The following is a 15,786-nucleotide window of genomic DNA, read 5'->3' as shown; positions in this document are numbered from 1 at the left end:
GGCAGCGGACGCCCAACCCCGACGACCGGTAGGCACTAGGCGAGCATGGCACGGCACCCTTGGAAATCAGTCACTACACAGCACCGGACCGCGTCCGCCCACTCGTTCCACGCACGCATCCGAGCCAGGCCGTGCCCGCCAGGCCCGGCCTGGCGTCGGGTCCGCCGGTCCGTCCAGCGCGCAGTAGCTAATACGGCGTAGTCGAGCAGTGCGGGACCACACCAGCTCGGTCGCCGCCGCGCTGTCGGTGTCGGCCCCCGCGACCCGAGCTGGGTGCGACGACCTGATCGCGCCGACGCCGGCGGTGCCTGGACTCGCCCACGACGTCAACTCCGTTGCGCGAGGCGCGCAAGCAGGTCGCGGCTCGCTGAGGCGATGGCGGGTTCGACGCCGAGGTCGCGGAGCATGTCCGTGGCCGCGGCCATTTCGTCGGTGCGGCGCACGGCGTGCTGGTGGGTACCGTCCACCAGCCGGTCCACAGTGGACGAGTCCGCGCGGGTCAGTTCGCCGGCGATGTTGTCGCGCAGCCAGTCTTCGCACCCGGCGGCGCGGGCGGCTTCGAGCGCTTCGACCGTCGCGGCGGCCAGGCCTTTGAAGAACACGCTCCGCAGCAGCTTGCGCTCGGCGGCCAGGCCCGCGTCGCCTTCGATGACGTCGACGGCGGCGCCGAAAGAATTGAGGATGCGCTGGGCGGGCGTGGCCGCGGCGCCGCTGGCCAGCATCGGGACCCGCAGGCCGAGGCCGGGCACGGGAGCCATGATCGAGACGCCGGTGAAGGCGATGCCGTGCCACTCGGCGATGCCCGCGAGGGTGCGCTTGGCTTCGGGCGAAGCGGTGTTGAGATCGGCCCAGACACCGCCGGTCATCACCTCGACCGCCGCCTGCAACGCCCCGGCTGCGGCTTTGGCGCTGGTGACGCTGAGCACGAGGTCGGCTCCCGCGGCGGCGTCGGCCTCGCTCGTGGCACCGATGATGCCGTCCGCGGCCTCGACGGCGGGGTCGTAACCCCGGACCACCGCGCCCGCGCCGACCAGGTCACGGGCGATCGCGCCACCCGCCTCACCGAGGCCGAGTACCGCTATCGTGACCGGCTTCCCGCGCACGTCGGACATCATCGTCTCCTCTCGCGACCGAGACGCTACACTAGGTCAGCGACAATATTGGTGACAATCTCGGCGAGTGGCCGGGGAGCACGAGGGGGCACGGTGACGGCGAACCGGGAGGACGCGGCCCAGTCCGTGGTCACCGCCATCCGCGAGGCGATCGTGCGCGGTGACTTCGTGCCGAACCAGCGGCTGGTCGAAGCCGATCTCTCGGAGCAGTTCGCCGCCAGCCGCGCCAGCGTGCGCTCGGCCCTGCTCGAACTGGCCAACGACGGCCTGGTCGAACGCGTGCAGAACCGCGGCGCCCGGGTGCGGGCGGTTTCGCTCGACGAGGCGATCGAGATCTCGGAAGTGCGGATGGTCGTGGAGGGCCTGTGCGCGGCGAAGGCGGCCGAGCAGGTGACCGCGGCGGAGGTCCGTGAGCTGAAGGCGATCGGGAAGGACATGCGCAAGGCCGTGTCCGGCGGCGACGTCCTCGGCTACTCGCAGCTCAACCAGCGGCTGCATCGGCGCGTGCGCGAGATCAGCGGTCAGCACACGGCGTCCGGCGTGCTCGAACGCCTGCGCGCGCAGAGCGTCCGCCACCAGTTCAAGCTCGCCATGCACCCCGGGCGGCCCGCGGTTTCGCTGCCCGAGCACCTCGCGATCATCGACGCCATCTGCGCCCACGACGCGGCAGCCGCGGAGGCCGCCGCCCGCGCCCACCTGCGCAGCGTCATCACCGCCCTGCGCGAGGTCGACCAAGCAGGCTCGGCCACCCGCTGAGCCGCCCGGCCACCTCCCCGTGGCCTCTGTGGACGCTCCACCGATAACACCTTCGGGCGGTCACTCGCGTCTTTGACGGGTTGACTCTTGCGCCAAAATTGTTAACAATCTCGGTGGAGATCGTGCCCGCAAAGGAGCGTCATGACCGAGCACCCCCAGCCCACCGACCACGCGCGCCACCTGGTCCGCGGGGCCTACGACGTGCACATCCACGTGGCGCCGGACGTGATGCGCCGCCGTATCGACGACGTGACCCTCGCCGACCGGTTCGCTGAAGCCGGCATGGCGGGCTTCGTCCTGAAGTCCCACTACGTGCCCACGGCGGAGCGCGCCGAGGTGGTGCGCCGCGCCCGTCCGGGCATCGACGCGGTCGGCGCGATCACGCTGAACGCCTCGGTTGGCGGCCTCAACCCGATCGCCGTCGAGATCGCCGGGCGCGGCGGCGCGAAGGTGGTCTGGATGCCCACTGTGGACAGTGCGAACCAGCGCCGGTGCCAGGCCGCCGAGCCCGAAGGCGCCACCCCGCCGATGTGGGCGCGCCTGCAGGCCGACCTGCGTGAGGCGGGGATGGCGGCCGATCCGGTCGAGGTGCTCGACGCGGACGGGACGGTCAGCGAGCGGACGAGGCAGGTGCTCCGGCTGATCGCCCGCCACGACATGACGCTGGCGACCGGGCACCTGCACGGGGACGAGTCGGCACGGGTGATCGACGCGGCGGTCGAGGAAGGGGTGCGCCGGATCGTCGTCACCCACCCGGAGTTCACCTCCCAGCGCATCGGCCTCGACCACCAGCGGGACCTGGCCGCGAAGGGCGCGCTGCTGGAGCGCTGCTTCACCACGCCCTACACCGGCAAGGTCGGGTGGGACCTGTGGTTCACCAACATCCGCGAGGCAGGCCCGGAGAACTCCGTGCTCTCCAGCGATCTCGGTCAGCCGTTCAACCCACCGGTGGAGGACGGTCTCGCCCTGTGCGCCGACAAGCTCCTCGAAGCCGGTTTCCAGGATGAGGAGATCCGCACCATGGCCGTGCACAACAGCCGGTGGCTGGCAGGCGCCGAACCACTGCCCGACGCTCCCGCCAGGGCGACGGGGGCGAAGGCATGAGCGCGCGACGGTTGCTGGTGGTGGGCGCGCACAGCGCGGACTTCGTCTGGCGGGCGGCGGGCGCGGTGGCCGCGCACACCGCGGCGGGCGGGGAGGCGCTGGTGGTGGCGCTGTCCTACGGCGAACGCGGCGAGTCCGGTGAGCTGTGGAAGGCCGAGGGCCAGACCGAAGAGAACGTCAAGCGGATCCGCCACGAGGAAGCCACCCGGGCCGCCGCGGCGGTCGGTGCCGAGTTCCAGGGGTTCGACCTCGGCGACTACCCGCTGGAGGTCGGCCAGGACGGCCACGACCGGCTGGTGGAGCTGATGCGGGAGTACGCGCCGCACGTCGTGCTGACCCACCCGGACAAGGACCCGTTCAACCCGGACCACCCGGTGGCGCACGCCGCGGTCGCCAGGGCACGGCTGCTCACCTCTGGTGCCGGGGTCGCCAGCGGGTTCAAGACCGCTCCCCCGTCGGAATTCCTGGTCTTCGAGCCGCACCAGCCCGAGCTGTGCGGGTTCCTGCCCACGGTCTACGTCGACATCACTGCGGTGTTCGAGCGCAAGGTCGAGGCGATGAAGCACATGGCGGCGCAGAAGTACCTGCAGGAGTACTACGCGCAGCGGGCGGAGCACCGGGGCAACCACGCCCGCAAGGTGACCGGCGACAGCGCGATCCGGCAGGCCGAGGCGTTCCAGCGGTTGCTGCCCCACGTGGTCGGTGCGCTGTGAACGCCGTGCACGAGGAACTCGCCGCGGCCGGGGTCGCGACGGTGTATGAGGCGTATGGCCGCCGCGGCCTGCTCGACGTCGACCTCCAGCCGCTCGCCGCGGGCCGCCGCGCCGCGGGACCGGCCAGGATCGCGTTGTGCGGTCAGGGTGACAACCGCGCGGTGCACGAGGTGATGGCGCACCTGCGACCCGGCGAGATCCTGGTGCTGACGATGCCGGAACCGGCACCGGTGGCCCTGCTCGGCGACCTGCTGGCCACGCAGGCACAGGCCAGGGGCGCGGCCGGGATCCTGGTGAACGCCGCCGTGCGGGACAGCGCCGGCCTGGCCGCGTTCGACGTGCCGATCTGGACCCGGTGGCGGCGGGCCACCGGCGCCACGAAGGACACCCGCGGCGGCGTCGACGTGCCGGTGACCATCGGCGGCACCCGGATCGCCCCCGGCGACCTGCTCGTGCTGGACGACGACGGCGCCACCGCGGTCTCCGAGTCCGATGTGGACGATCTGCGGGACGCGGTCCGGCAGCGCCTGGCCAAGGAAGAGGGCCTGCGTGCGCGGTGGGCGGCCGGTGAGCTCAGCTACGACGCCTACGGCCTGCGTGCCGAGGACGAACGGGGCCGGTCATGACCGCCGTCCTGCGTGCCGAACGGCTCAGCAAGCAGTTCGCCAAGGACGACGTCGCGGTCGTGGCCCTGCGTGAGTTCTCCCTGAGCATCGAGGAAGGCAGCTTCGTCTCGGTGCTCGGCCGCAGCGGGTGCGGCAAGTCCACCATGCTCAACCTGCTCGCCGGGCTGACCCGGCCGAGCGAGGGCGAGGTGCTCTACCGGGGCCGGAAGCTGACCGGGCCGGACGTGGAGATCGGGTACCTCACGCAGTCCGACACGCTGATGCCGTGGCGGGACGTGCGGCGCAACGTCGAACTGCCGATGGAGATCCGCGGGGTCGCGGCGAAGGAACGCCGCCGGATCGCCACCGAACTGGTGCGGCGCGTGGGCCTCGCCGGTTTCGAGAAGCACTACCCGCGCGAGCTGTCCGGTGGCATGCGGCGGCGGGCGAGCCTGGCGAGGATGCTGGCGGGCGAACCGGGCACGCTGCTGATGGACGAGCCGTTCGGCGCGCTGGACGCGCAACTGCGCACGGAACTGCAGGAAGAACTGCTCCGGCTGTGGCAGGGCAGCGGGCAGACCGTCGTGTTCGTCACCCACGACATCGAAGAAGCGGTCCTGCTCGGCGATCGCGTGGTCGTGCTCGGCGGCCTCGGCCGGATCGTGCTCGACCGGCCCGTCGACCTGCCGCGCCCCAGGACGCTCGACGAGCTGCGGGTCGACCCCGGGTTCGTCGCGGTGCACGGCGAACTCGCCGCCGCCTTGAAGGAGGGCGCACGATGAGCCCCACGGACGAACTGACCGCACCACCGGACGGCGCCGCCACCGGCCCGGTCCGGATCGGGCTGGACCGGAGCTGGTGGCAGCGGCACGGGGTGAGCACCACCGTCTGGCTGGTGCGCGTGGTGCTGGTCGCCGCGTTCCTGGTGTTCTGGGAGGTCTCGGCCGACCGCTGGATCGACATCACCTTCATCAGCAGGCCGAGCGACATCGCCGTGCGCCTCGGTGAATGGGGCGCCGACGGTACATTGTGGACGAACAGCTGGATCACCATCCAGGAGATCGTCTACGGCTTCGGGCTCGGCGCCGCCGCCGGGGCGATCGCCGGTTTCGTGCTGGCGTCGCTGAAGTTCGTCTACCGCGTGCTGGACCCGTTCATGATGGCGCTGTACTCGATCCCCAAGGTCGCGCTGGCGCCGTTGTTCATCGTGTGGTTCGGCATCGGCATGCACATGAAGGTGCTGCTGGCCGCCGCGACGGTGTTCTTCCTGGTCTTCCTGAACACCGCCGCCGGGGTGCGCGAGGTCGACCGCGGGCTCGTCGACGCGGTGCGGCTGATGGGCGGCGGCCGCTGGGAGGTGGCCCGCAAGGTGGTGCTGCCCGCGTCGATGACCGGCGTGCTCACCGGGCTCAAGGTGGCCATCCCGTACGCCCTGATCGGCGCGGTGATCGGGGAACTGGTCGCGTCCAACCGGGGGCTCGGGTACCTGATCAACGACGCGGCGTCCCAGTTCGACACCGCCGGGGTGTTCGCCACGCTGGTGGTGCTCAGCGTGATCGCCGGGGTGCTCAACGTCCTGGTCGGGCTGATCGGCAAGCGCGTCAACCGCTGGAAGCCGATCGATGGCTGAGCGGATCGGGCGCCGGAGCGTCCTCAAAGGACTGGCGGCGGCGGTGCCTGCCGGGCTGCTCGCCGGCTGTGCCCAGCGCGAGTCGACCACCCCGGCCGGGGTGCTCAACATCGGGCAGATCAGCAATTCCGTGGCGTTCCTCCCGTTGTTCGTGGCGGAGACGAAGGGCTACTTCACCGCCGAGGGCATCACGCTCGGGGATCGCCCGCGCCTGGGAACGGGTGCCAAGGTGGCCGCCGCGCTGAAGTCCGGCAGCGTGGACCTCGGGGCGGGGGTGATCACCGACGCGTTCAACCTGGCCAAGATCGAGGACGGCGCGCGGATCGTGTCGAGTCTGGTCACCGAGTTCTACGTGGACATCGTGGTGCCACCGGCGTTCGCCGGGCCGGGTGACGGCGCGCCGCTCGAGGCGAAGATCGCCGCGCTGACCGGCAAGTCGATCGGCATCACCGGGCCGGCCAGCGGGACCGAGGCGCTGGTCAGCTACCTGTTCGGCAGCATCGGCCGCAACGCCGCCACCGACGCGACCCTGGTCAACCTCGGCAGCGCGACCACGGCGGCCATCGGCGCGCTCAAGGCGAACCGGGTGGACGCGCTGGCGTTCTTCCAGCCGATCGCGCAGCAGGCCGAAGCCGCGAACATCGGGCGCACCTACCTCTCACCGGCCCGCGGTGACGTGCCCGGCCTGCGCGGCGCCCTGCACGGGGTCGTGTTCAGCACGCGCGAACTGCTGGACCGCAAGCGGGATGAGGTGGCCGGGTTCCAGCGCGCCATGCAGCACGCGCTGGACGACATTCACAGCGATCCGGCGGCCGCCAGGACGCTGCTCGGGCAGTACCTGAAGGACACCGATCCCAAGGCGCTCGACGCGCTGGTCCCCATCCTCGGCCGGGAAATCCCGGCCTCGCCCGAGGTCCAGCGCACTTCCTACGACACCGCGCTGAAGTTCCACCTCGACAGCGGCCTGATCAAGAAGACGTTCGGCTACGACCAAGTGATCCCGGAAACACTGCGAGCCGGGTAACGCGACCCGCCGCACGTTCCTGCTCAATCACAGGCGCAAAGGACACCGAAGCTTCGCCTTGGTGGGCGGCAGCCTGAACCTGCCACCCACCAAGGCGGCGCTCCAGGAACGGCGCACCACGTCTCCGTCTGGTATCAGCATGGTTCGTCCGGGCCATCGCCCGGCGGGCTCGCGTCTGGCCGGGTAACGAGCTGGACGCCTCGTAACGAGGATCGGTTGCTTTCATGAACCGCAACGACAACCTGGACCTGCTCGTCGTGATCAACCTTCGCCTCCCGGCCGCCGCGGCCCAGACGACGCCCCGTTCCCATCCGCGATGTCGCAGCCCTCTCCGGCTGGTGGCACCGGGGTGAGAATCGACGATGTGACACCCAACGTGGTCGGCGGTGCCGCTGCGGCGTCGGCGTCAGCCTGCGACGCCAGCCGAGCGGCGCCCGATCAGGGCGATCATCGCGGCGCCCAGCAGGCCGGCTGCGGCGAACACCGCGAATCCCCATCCGGAGATCCCCCCGGCGATGAGAACGCCTCCGAGCCAGGGACCGAATACCGCGCCGAAGCGGCCGATGCCGGCGACCCAGCCCAGTGCGGTGGCCCGGCTCTTGGCCGGGTAGTGGCCGCCGACGGCGGCGTAGACCAGGGTTTGGGCGCTGAACAGCCAGCTGCCGGTGAGGAAGACGACCACATAGGTCACCGGCAGCGGCATCGGGATCGCCAGCAGGCCCACTCCCAGGCCGGTGAGGGTGAACCAGGTCAGGGCGACCGGGCGGGCGCCGAACCGGTCGGCGAGGCGCCCGGCGACGAGCATGCCCGCGATGCCGCCGAGGTTGATGACGAGCAGGAAGCTGATCGCCGAGCCCAGGTTGTACCCGCTGGCGCGCATCATGGTCGGCAGCCAGGTGTTGACGCCGTAGACGAGCAGCAGACCGGCGAACGAGGCGACCCAGAACAGCAGCGTGGTGGCCCGCAGCGCCGGGGTGAACAGACCGCGTAGACCGCCGGGCTGCCGGGCGTTCTCCGGCCCGGGAGCGAAGTCGCCGAGGGGCACCGAGAACCGGTCCGCGATGACGCGCGCCTTGTCCGTCTTCCCCTTGGCCAGCAGGAAGGTCAGCGATTCGGGGAGCATCACCGCCACCACGGGCAGGACCACCAGCGCCGGCAGTGCGCCGAGCCAGTACACCGAACGCCAGCCGAGTGATTCGACCACCGACATCGCGAGCGTGCCCGCCAGGGCGCCGCCCGCCTGGTGCGCGGTCATCAGCACGGTCACGTTGAGGTTCTTCCGCGCGGCGGGTGCGTACTCCATGACCATCGCGATGGCACACGGCAGCAAGCCCCCGAGCCCGATACCCGCCGCGAACCGGGCAGCCGCGAACACACCGACCGAGGGTGCCGCGGCCGAGACCGCCGCCGCGACGGAGAAGATCGCGACACCGGTGAGGATGAGCTTCCGACGGCCGAAGCGGTCGGTGATCGTACCGACGGCCAGCGCGCCGAGCAGCATGCCGAACGTGGTGAGGCTGCCGATCTCCCCGGCTGTGACGGTGGTCAGGCCGAAGTCCTGGTCGGCCAGCACCCCGGGCAGGGTGGCGCCGTAGACGAACAGGTCCAGTCCGTCCAGCAGGACGAGGACCCAGCAGAGCGCGGTGACGCGAATCGACAGACGGCGATGTGCGGCCGCAGCGGGCTGAACGGTGGTCGAGGACATCTTCGTCCCTCTCGTCCCGGTGGACATCGGCGGAGGAGAACAGTACATCGCCGCCAAGTATCACGACAACATTGACGCCGACATTGTTGACAATTCCGTGGACGGTGAGCACGCTGGAGAGGACCGAAGGGAAGCGAAGATGATCGGCTCGGGTGTGCGCTGCATGCTGATGCGCGGCGGGACTTCGAAGGGCGCGTTCTTCCTCGCCGAAGACCTGCCCGCGGGCCCCGCCGCCCGCGACGACCTGCTGCTGCGGGTCATGGGCACGCCGGACCCGCGCCAGATCGACGGGCTGGGCGGCGCCCAGCCGGTCACCAGCAAAGTCGCGGTCGTGTCCCCCGCCACCGGCCCGGACCGGGACGTGGATTACCTGTTCCTGCAGCTGGGCGTCGGTGAACCGACCGTGTCGGACCGGCAGACGTGCGGCAACCTGCTCGCCGCCGTCGGGCAGTTCGCCGTCGAACGCGGCCTGGTGTCCGCCGGGACCGGCCGGACGACGGTGCGCGTGCGGCTGGTCAACACCGACGCGATCGCCGTCTCCACCTTCGCCACCCCGGCGGGTCAGGTCGGCTACACCGGTACGACCGCCATTTCCGGCGTCCCCGGGACGGCGGCACCGGTCGAGCTGGACTTCACCGACACCGAGGGCTCGGTCTGCGGCAGCCTGCTGCCCACCGGCTGGGTGCGCGACGAGATCGACGGCATCGAGGTCACCTGCGTCGACAACGGGATGCCGGTCGTCCTCGCCCGTGCCACCGACCTGGAGGTCACCGGTTACGAGACCACCGACGAACTGGCCGCCGACCGCGCGCTCGCCGACCGCGTCCAGTCACTGCGCACCCAGGCGGGTGCGCTGATGGGCCTTGGCGAGGTCAGCACCACTTCCGTGCCCAAGACCACCCTGGTCGCCGAGCCCCGCGACGGCGGCGCGATCTGCACCAGGACCTTCATCCCGCTCCAGCCCCACCCGTCGATCGGGGTGCTGGGCGCGGTGAGCGTGGTGACCGCGCTCCTGCTGCCCGGCGCGGTCGGCCACGACCTCCTGGTCACCCCACCCGCCGGTGGCCCGGTCGAGGTCGAACACCCCACGGGCAAACTCGCCGTCGCCGTCGAACTCGACCGGTCGGCCGCGCTCCCCCGCGTGCGGCGGTCGACCGTGCTCCGCACCGCACGCAAGCTGTTCGACGGCACCGTCTTCCCCCGAAGCTGACCCACTGGAGACCTCGATGCCCGAACCCTCACCCCGTCACGAAATCGCACACCTCGGCCACGTCGAGCTGCTCACCCCCGAACCGGAGAAGAGCCTGGACTTCTTCGTCCGGGTGCTGGGCCTGACCGAGAACGGCTCCGACGGGAACTCGGTGTACCTGCGCACCTGGGACGACTACGAACACCACAGCCTCAAGCTCACCGCCGCGAAGACCTCCGGCGTGGGGCGCACGGCTCTGCGTGCCTCCAGCGAGGCGGCGCTCGCCAGGCGGGTCGAGGCGATCGAAGACCGCGGCCTCGGCATCGGCTGGATCGACGGCGACACCGGAATCGGCCCGACCTACCTGTTCCGGGACCCCGACGGCCACGAACTCGAGCTGTACTGGGAAACCGAGTGGTACCGGCCGCCGGAGCACCTGCGTCCCGCGTTGAAGAACCAGGCCCAGGCCTACCCCGCTCGCGGCGTCTGCGTGCGGCGCCTCGACCACGTCAACTACCTGGCGCGGGAAGCCGCCATTAACGGCGGCTTCGTCTGCGACGCCCTCGGTGGCCGGGTGACCGAGCAGATCGTGCTCGACGACGGGGTCGTCTCCGGTCAGTGGACCCACTTCGCGCAGAAGTCCTACGACCTGGTCTACACCAACGACCGGACCGGTTCCCGCGGGCGCCTGCACCACATCGCCTTCGCCACCGACACCCGCGAGGACATCCTGCGCGCCGCGGACATCGCGCTGGAGAACGGCGTGTTCATCGAAACCGGACCGCACAAGCACGCGATCCAGCAGACCTTCTTCCTCTACGTCTACGAACCCGGCGGCAACCGCATCGAACTGTGCAACCCCACCGCCCGGCTGATCTTCGCCCCGGACTGGCAGCCGATCACCTGGACCGAGGCGGAACGGGCCAAGGGGCAGGCGTGGGGGCTGAAGACCATCGAATCCTTCCACACCCACGGCACCCCGCCGATCGCCGCCGCCCCGTCGAAAGGACAGGCCGATGAAGCGTAGGAACGTGCTCAAAGCAGCTGCCGTGGCACCGGTGGCCCTCGGCGTCAGCGGGCCGGCCTGGGCGGCCCCGGATCCGCTGGCGTTCGACCGGGACGCCTACACCGTCCTGACCACGACCGTGCCCACCGCCATCGGCCTCAAGGAAGTGACCTACCACTTCTACCGAGCCGTCACCTACGTGACGAAGCCGGTGGACGCGAAGTACCAGTGCCTCAACGTCAGCGTTCCCGTGGAGATCGACGGCAAGCCGGTCGACGCGAACGGCGCGCCCATCCTGTTCAGCAACTCGGTCGGCGGCTACCTGCCGTCCTCGGTGGCCGACGCGCCCGGCGTCGGCGGCCCGCCTCGCCCCGGTCCACCGGGCGGCACCCGTGCCGACAACGCGACCCTGGCCCTGGCCGCCGGATACGTCGTCGTGGAGCCGGGAGCGCGGGGACGGACACTGGTCGACGCGAACGGCACGTTCCACGGAACGGCACCGGCCGCGATCGTGGACCTCAAAGCCGCGGTCCGCTACGTCCGCTACAACAAGGGCCGCATCCCCGGGAACACCGAGCGGATCGTCACCACGGGGGTCAGTGCCGGGGGCGCGTTGTCCTCCCTGCTCGGCGCTTCCGGCGACAGCCCCCACTACGCGACCTGGTTGCGGGAACTCGGTGCGGCACAAGCGAGTGACGCCGTCTTCGCCTCCGCCGCGTACTGCCCCATCATCGACCTCGAGCACGCGGACATGGCCTACGAGTGGAACTGGGGCGAAAACCCGCTCAGCTCCGGCGCCACCGTCGACCCGGCGGTCTCCCGCGAACTGCGCACCGCGTTCACGGACTACCAGGCTTCCCTCCGGCTGAAGGGGAAGAACGGCTTCGGCACCCTCACCGCGGGCAACTACGGCGACTACCTCACCAGAACCCATCTACGCCCGGCCGCCACCAAGTACCTCCGAGCCCTGGCCGCCGACGACCGCACCACCTATCTGGCCGCGAACCCGTGGCTCGAGTGGAACGCCGACAAGGCGGACTTCACCTGGGCGGACTTCCTGCGCCACGTCGGCCCGCGCAAGAAGAAGGCTCCGGCGTTCGACGCCTTCGACCTCTCCTCCCCCGAGAACAACCTGTTCGGCACCGGCACGACCCAAGCGCGGCACTTCACGCGGTACAGCCTGCGCAAGTCGACCGGCGACGACAACGCGCGACTCGACCGCGACCTGCCCGCGAAACTCGGCCTGATGAACCCGATGCACTCCCTCGAGCAACGCCTGCCCGGCCGGGCGAGGCACTGGTGGATTCGCGTCGGCACCTTGGACACCGATACCTCGCTCACCGTCGTGGGAAACCTCGCCTCAGCCGCGGAAAACCTCGGCGACGACGTCAACGCCGCGATGTACTGGGACGCGGGCCACGGGGCCAACGAGGACGCGGCCGAGTTCATCACCTGGATCGGCGAGATCACGGACTACCGCGGATAGCGAGGTTGACGATCGTCATAGTCCGCGACGTCCAGCGTGGAGCGTTCCCTTGCTTCGGCAGGAGGAGCAGAGGCGACGCGCCCAGGCGCTGCTCAGGTCCTCTGAACCGATTCCTAGCGCGCACTGAGGAAGCGCACAGAAAGTTCATAGGAACGCTCGGTAGCGTCATTGGCGTGAACGACACCACCTCCCCGCCTCCACAGCGCCGCAAGGCACTTTGGGTAGCCTCCGCATTGCTCGCCGTAGGAATCTCGCTCGGCGGATGCGCCGGCGCCGGTACGATCAGCGCGACCACGTCGAGCGATTCCGCCATCTCGACCCTCATCAGTGCGGAAAGCGCATCGAGTACCACGTCCGAGACCATCTCGAACACCGCGGCTGCTGCACAGGCATTTCTCGCGACGCTGTCCGACGAGCAGCGCGAAACCGTGCTTTACGCCTACGACGACGAGACCAAAACGACTTCGTGGTCGAACTTCCCCGTCACCTTCGTCGAGCGCGCCGGACTCAACCTCAACGACCTCACGGAAGAGCAGCAGTCCGCCGCGATGGCCGTCCTCGAAGCGCTCCTGAGCGATAAGGGCTATGAAACCGTCACCGGCATCATCGGCGGCGACGAATTCCTACTGGAGAACAGCTCCAGCACCGAGGACTCGCTGGGCCAGTACTACATCGCTTTCTTCGGCGACCCGTCCGGCACCAGCGCCTTCGAGGTGCAGTTCGGCGGCCACCACCTCGGCATCAACGCCACTCTCGACGCCACAACCAATGCCATCACGTTCGCCCCGACCCACCTGGGCGTGCAGCCCGCCGTCTACACGAACACCAACGGCGAAGAGGTGCAGCCGTTCTCCGGCATCTACGAAACCGCATTCGCCTTCTACGACAGCTTGACCGACGAACAGAAAGCAATCCTCTACCAGAGCGAGAACGTGGCAGACATGGCCTGCGCACCCGGCGACACCTGCGACTACCCCACCGGCACCGGCCTCTCCGGCGCTGATCTCACCGATGAGCAGAAGCAGCTCCTTCTCGACGTCATCGCCAACTGGGTCGGCCTCGCCGACGAGAACACCACCGCTGACGCCCTGGCCAAGATCGAGACCACCCTCGACGACACCTACATCAACTGGTCCGGTGCCACCGTCTACGACATGACCCAGGGCGACGGCATCTACTTCCAGATCTCCGGTCCGAACGCGTACATCGAATTCGCCGGCCAGCGCGGCTCGGCAGGCGCCGACGTCGACGGCGTCGTCACCTCCGGCTGGGGGCACGTCCACACCATCTACCGGGACCCCGCGAATGACTACGCGAACAGCGCGACACAGCAGGAAGCCACCGGCGGCATGGGTAACGGCGTACCGCCCGGAGGCGGAACCCCGCCCCCCGGCAACTGATCAGCGAGTCTTGGCGCCGGTGTTCACCGTGATCCGCGCCCGGGCGGTGGGCCCAGTCGCAACGCTGCGCACCCGCCCAGGTGGCCGATCCGTGGTGAAGGAGACCACCGGCACCTCAGGAGTTGGTGGCGTGGGAGAGTTCGACCGTTACGTTGAGACCACCACCGGGCCGTGGACGGGCGTCGAGGTGACCGTTGTGCGCGGCGACAACCGCCGCGACGATCGGCAGTCCCAGGCCGAGGCCGTCGCCGGTCGCGGTGCGTTCGCCCGCGAGCCGGGTGAACGGCTCGAACAACTGGTCGATCTGATCAAGCGGGATCGCCGTGCCCGTGTTGGCCACCGTCAGCGTGGCCACGCCCTCGCCGGCCCTCGTCCGCACCTCGACCGAGCCTCCCTCGACGTTGTGGCGGATCGCGTTGTCCACCAGGTTGACCACCAACTGCTCGACGAGCCGGGCGTCGCCGAGGGCGATGGCGGGCCCAAGGCACACGCGCACGTCCCGACCGGCGGCGTCGCGCGCGCTGACCACGGCGTCGACGATCGCGCGGAGGTCCACCGGCTCGCGCCGGTCGAGGCCGCGTTCGCTGCGAGCCAGCGTGAGCAGGGCCTCGATGAGCCGCTCCTGCTGCTCGCCGGCCGCCAGCACGCGTCGGCAGACCACCTGAAGCCCGGAAACGGTGGCCGCCGGGTCAGTGAGCGCCACCTCGAGCACGGTCCGCTGCCTGGCCAGCGGCGTGCGCAGCTCGTGGGACGCGTTCGCCACGAACTGGCGTTGCGCGGTGAACGCGGCGTCAAGCCTGCCAAGCAGCTCGTCGAACGTATCGCCCAGCTCGGTCAGCTCGTCCCGCTTGCCGGTCATGGCGAGCCGTTGGTGCAGGTCGCTCGCGGAAATGCGCCGCGCGGCCGTGGTGATCACCCGCAGCGGCCGCAGCACCCGCCCCGCCACCAGCCAGCCGAGCCCGACCGAGACGATCGTCATGGACGCGAGCGCGGCCCCGGCCTGGAGGAGGAACTGGCGCAGTGTCCCGGCACGCTGCGCTTCCAGCAGCGTCCTGGCCTGGTCAGCGCACGCGGCCAACTCGTCGCCGAGGGCGGGCACACCGTCCCGTCGGGCGCAGATCGTGCCGAGGTCGCCGACGAAGCCAGGGCCGTGTATCCGCACCACCGGTAACCCGCCCGCCAGCAGCAGGTACACGATGAGCAGCAGGACGGCACCGGACACCAGGAAAAGTGCGCTGTAGAGCAGCGTGAGCCGGAACCGCACGGTCGACCCGCGCGTCCTCATGCGCCGATCCGGTAGCCGGCCTGGGACACGGTCTCGATCAGCGGTGGCTCGCCCAACTTGCGGCGCAGCCTGCTGACGGTCACCTTCACCACGGTCGTGAGCGGATCGGCCATCTCGTCCCACACCCGCTCCAGCAGCTCCTCGGCCGGCACGAGCCGTCCCTCCGCCGCGAGCAGGAGTTCGAGCACACCGAACTCCTTGGGCCCGAGATCGAGCGAACGGCCGTCGCGGTTGGCCACCCCGCGCGCGGGGTCGAGCACCAAGCCGCCGTAGGCCAGCACCGGCGGGACGGCAGGCTGGGCGCGCCGGAACAGCGCACGCAGGCGGGCGACCAGCTCGGCGAACGCGAACGGCTTCGGCAGGTAGTCGTCCGCACCGAGCGCCAGCCCGTCGACCCGGTCCTCGATCGTGGCCGCTGCGGTCAGCATGAGCACCCGGCCGCGGTGCCGGTCGGCGGCCAGCTGCGCGCACACGTCGTCGCCGTGCCAACCCGGCAGATCGCGATCCAGCACGATCACGTCGTAGTCGTGCACCTGCGCCCGTTCGAGTCCGGTGGCCCCGTCGAACACCACGTCGACGGCCATCCGCTCCCGGCGCAGGCCGACCCCGACGGCTTCAGCGAGCTCGACGTCGTCCTCGATCACCAGCACCCGCATCCAGGCAGCGTCCCGCATCGGGGGTTTCCTCCCCGTTACCCCGCTCGTGTAACCGCCGTGCAACCGCGCGGCACGTACTTCTGATGACCATGACCGACCACTCACGACGCAGCGT

At 70.3% G+C, this 15,786-nt stretch carries 15 protein-coding genes; 11 read left to right on the top strand and 4 right to left on the bottom strand.

The genetic code is table 11. The features are described 5' to 3' along the window. Positions 1 to 326: 326 nt before the first annotated feature. Positions 327 to 1,112 carry a DUF1932 domain-containing protein gene (locus JOM49_RS26220; protein ID WP_209666884.1) on the bottom strand — a complete coding sequence of 262 codons (786 nt, stop codon included), beginning with the start codon at positions 1,110 to 1,112 and terminating at the stop codon, positions 327 to 329. 93 nt (positions 1,113 to 1,205) lie between these two features. Between JOM49_RS26220 and JOM49_RS26215 the strand changes: the two genes are divergently transcribed. From JOM49_RS26215 to JOM49_RS26185, 7 genes are all read left to right on the top strand, one after another. Next, positions 1,206 to 1,868, top strand: a complete 663-nt coding sequence (locus tag JOM49_RS26215; protein WP_209666883.1) for a GntR family transcriptional regulator — start codon at positions 1,206 to 1,208, stop codon at positions 1,866 to 1,868. 141 nt (positions 1,869 to 2,009) lie between these two features. After that, positions 2,010 to 2,972 carry a DUF6282 family protein gene (locus tag JOM49_RS26210; RefSeq protein ID WP_209666882.1) on the top strand — a complete coding sequence of 321 codons (963 nt, stop codon included), beginning with the start codon at positions 2,010 to 2,012 and terminating at the stop codon, positions 2,970 to 2,972. Continuing rightward, positions 2,969 to 3,685 carry a PIG-L deacetylase family protein gene (locus JOM49_RS26205; protein WP_209666881.1) on the top strand — a complete coding sequence of 239 codons (717 nt, stop codon included), beginning with the start codon at positions 2,969 to 2,971 and terminating at the stop codon, positions 3,683 to 3,685. Before JOM49_RS26210 ends, JOM49_RS26205 begins: the two co-directional genes overlap by 4 nt. Beyond that, positions 3,682 to 4,311 (top strand): RraA family protein, encoded by a 630-nt coding sequence (locus JOM49_RS26200; RefSeq protein ID WP_209666880.1) that lies wholly within the window; start codon positions 3,682 to 3,684, stop codon positions 4,309 to 4,311. Before JOM49_RS26205 ends, JOM49_RS26200 begins: the two co-directional genes overlap by 4 nt. Then, positions 4,308 to 5,072 carry an ABC transporter ATP-binding protein gene (locus JOM49_RS26195; protein ID WP_209666879.1) on the top strand — a complete coding sequence of 255 codons (765 nt, stop codon included), beginning with the start codon at positions 4,308 to 4,310 and terminating at the stop codon, positions 5,070 to 5,072. Before JOM49_RS26200 ends, JOM49_RS26195 begins: the two co-directional genes overlap by 4 nt. Continuing rightward, positions 5,069 to 5,920, top strand: coding sequence for an ABC transporter permease (locus JOM49_RS26190; RefSeq protein WP_209666878.1), 852 nt, complete (start codon positions 5,069 to 5,071; stop codon positions 5,918 to 5,920). The genes JOM49_RS26195 and JOM49_RS26190 overlap by 4 nt, the downstream gene beginning before the upstream one ends. Then, a complete protein-coding gene (locus tag JOM49_RS26185; RefSeq protein ID WP_209666877.1) occupies positions 5,913 to 6,944 on the top strand; it encodes an ABC transporter substrate-binding protein in 1,032 nt (343 codons plus the stop codon). The genes JOM49_RS26190 and JOM49_RS26185 overlap by 8 nt, the downstream gene beginning before the upstream one ends. A gap of 406 nt (positions 6,945 to 7,350) precedes the next feature. Here the strand turns inward: JOM49_RS26185 and JOM49_RS26180 are convergent, their stop codons facing one another. Then, positions 7,351 to 8,649 (bottom strand): MFS transporter, encoded by a 1,299-nt coding sequence (locus tag JOM49_RS26180; protein ID WP_209666876.1) that lies wholly within the window; start codon positions 8,647 to 8,649, stop codon positions 7,351 to 7,353. A 139-nt stretch (positions 8,650 to 8,788) separates the two neighbouring features. Here JOM49_RS26180 and JOM49_RS26175 point away from each other — a divergent pair, with 139 nt between their 5' ends. The 4 genes from JOM49_RS26175 to JOM49_RS26160 all read left to right on the top strand — a co-directional run bounded on the left by JOM49_RS26175 (position 8,789) and on the right by JOM49_RS26160 (position 13,730). Beyond that, the gene (locus tag JOM49_RS26175) at positions 8,789 to 9,859 is read left to right on the top strand and encodes a 4-oxalomesaconate tautomerase (RefSeq protein ID WP_245369479.1); all 1,071 of its coding nucleotides are present in this window, start codon (positions 8,789 to 8,791) and stop codon (positions 9,857 to 9,859) included. 16 nt (positions 9,860 to 9,875) lie between these two features. Beyond that, the gene (locus tag JOM49_RS26170) at positions 9,876 to 10,865 is read left to right on the top strand and encodes a catechol 2,3-dioxygenase (RefSeq protein ID WP_209666875.1); all 990 of its coding nucleotides are present in this window, start codon (positions 9,876 to 9,878) and stop codon (positions 10,863 to 10,865) included. Beyond that, positions 10,855 to 12,330: a subtype B tannase gene (locus tag JOM49_RS26165; protein ID WP_209666874.1), complete on the top strand. Its 1,476-nt coding sequence runs from the start codon at positions 10,855 to 10,857 to the stop codon at positions 12,328 to 12,330. Before JOM49_RS26170 ends, JOM49_RS26165 begins: the two co-directional genes overlap by 11 nt. A gap of 173 nt (positions 12,331 to 12,503) precedes the next feature. Beyond that, positions 12,504 to 13,730 (top strand): DUF3500 domain-containing protein, encoded by a 1,227-nt coding sequence (locus JOM49_RS26160; RefSeq protein ID WP_209666873.1) that lies wholly within the window; start codon positions 12,504 to 12,506, stop codon positions 13,728 to 13,730. Positions 13,731 to 13,845: 115 nt separating this feature from the next. On the opposite strand, the gene JOM49_RS26155 is transcribed toward JOM49_RS26160, so the two are convergent. Further along, complete coding sequence (locus tag JOM49_RS26155; protein ID WP_209666872.1) at positions 13,846 to 15,015, bottom strand: sensor histidine kinase; 1,170 nt, start codon at positions 15,013 to 15,015, stop codon at positions 13,846 to 13,848. Then, positions 15,012 to 15,671 carry a response regulator transcription factor gene (locus tag JOM49_RS26150; protein ID WP_209671605.1) on the bottom strand — a complete coding sequence of 220 codons (660 nt, stop codon included), beginning with the start codon at positions 15,669 to 15,671 and terminating at the stop codon, positions 15,012 to 15,014. Before JOM49_RS26150 ends, JOM49_RS26155 begins: the two co-directional genes overlap by 4 nt. Between the last annotated feature and the right edge of the window lie 115 nt (positions 15,672 to 15,786).

It is taken from the genome of Amycolatopsis magusensis (genome assembly GCF_017875555.1).
GTDB classification, from domain to species: domain Bacteria; phylum Actinomycetota; class Actinomycetes; order Mycobacteriales; family Pseudonocardiaceae; genus Amycolatopsis; species Amycolatopsis magusensis.
This window is presented reverse-complemented; position numbering and strand designations above follow the sequence as displayed.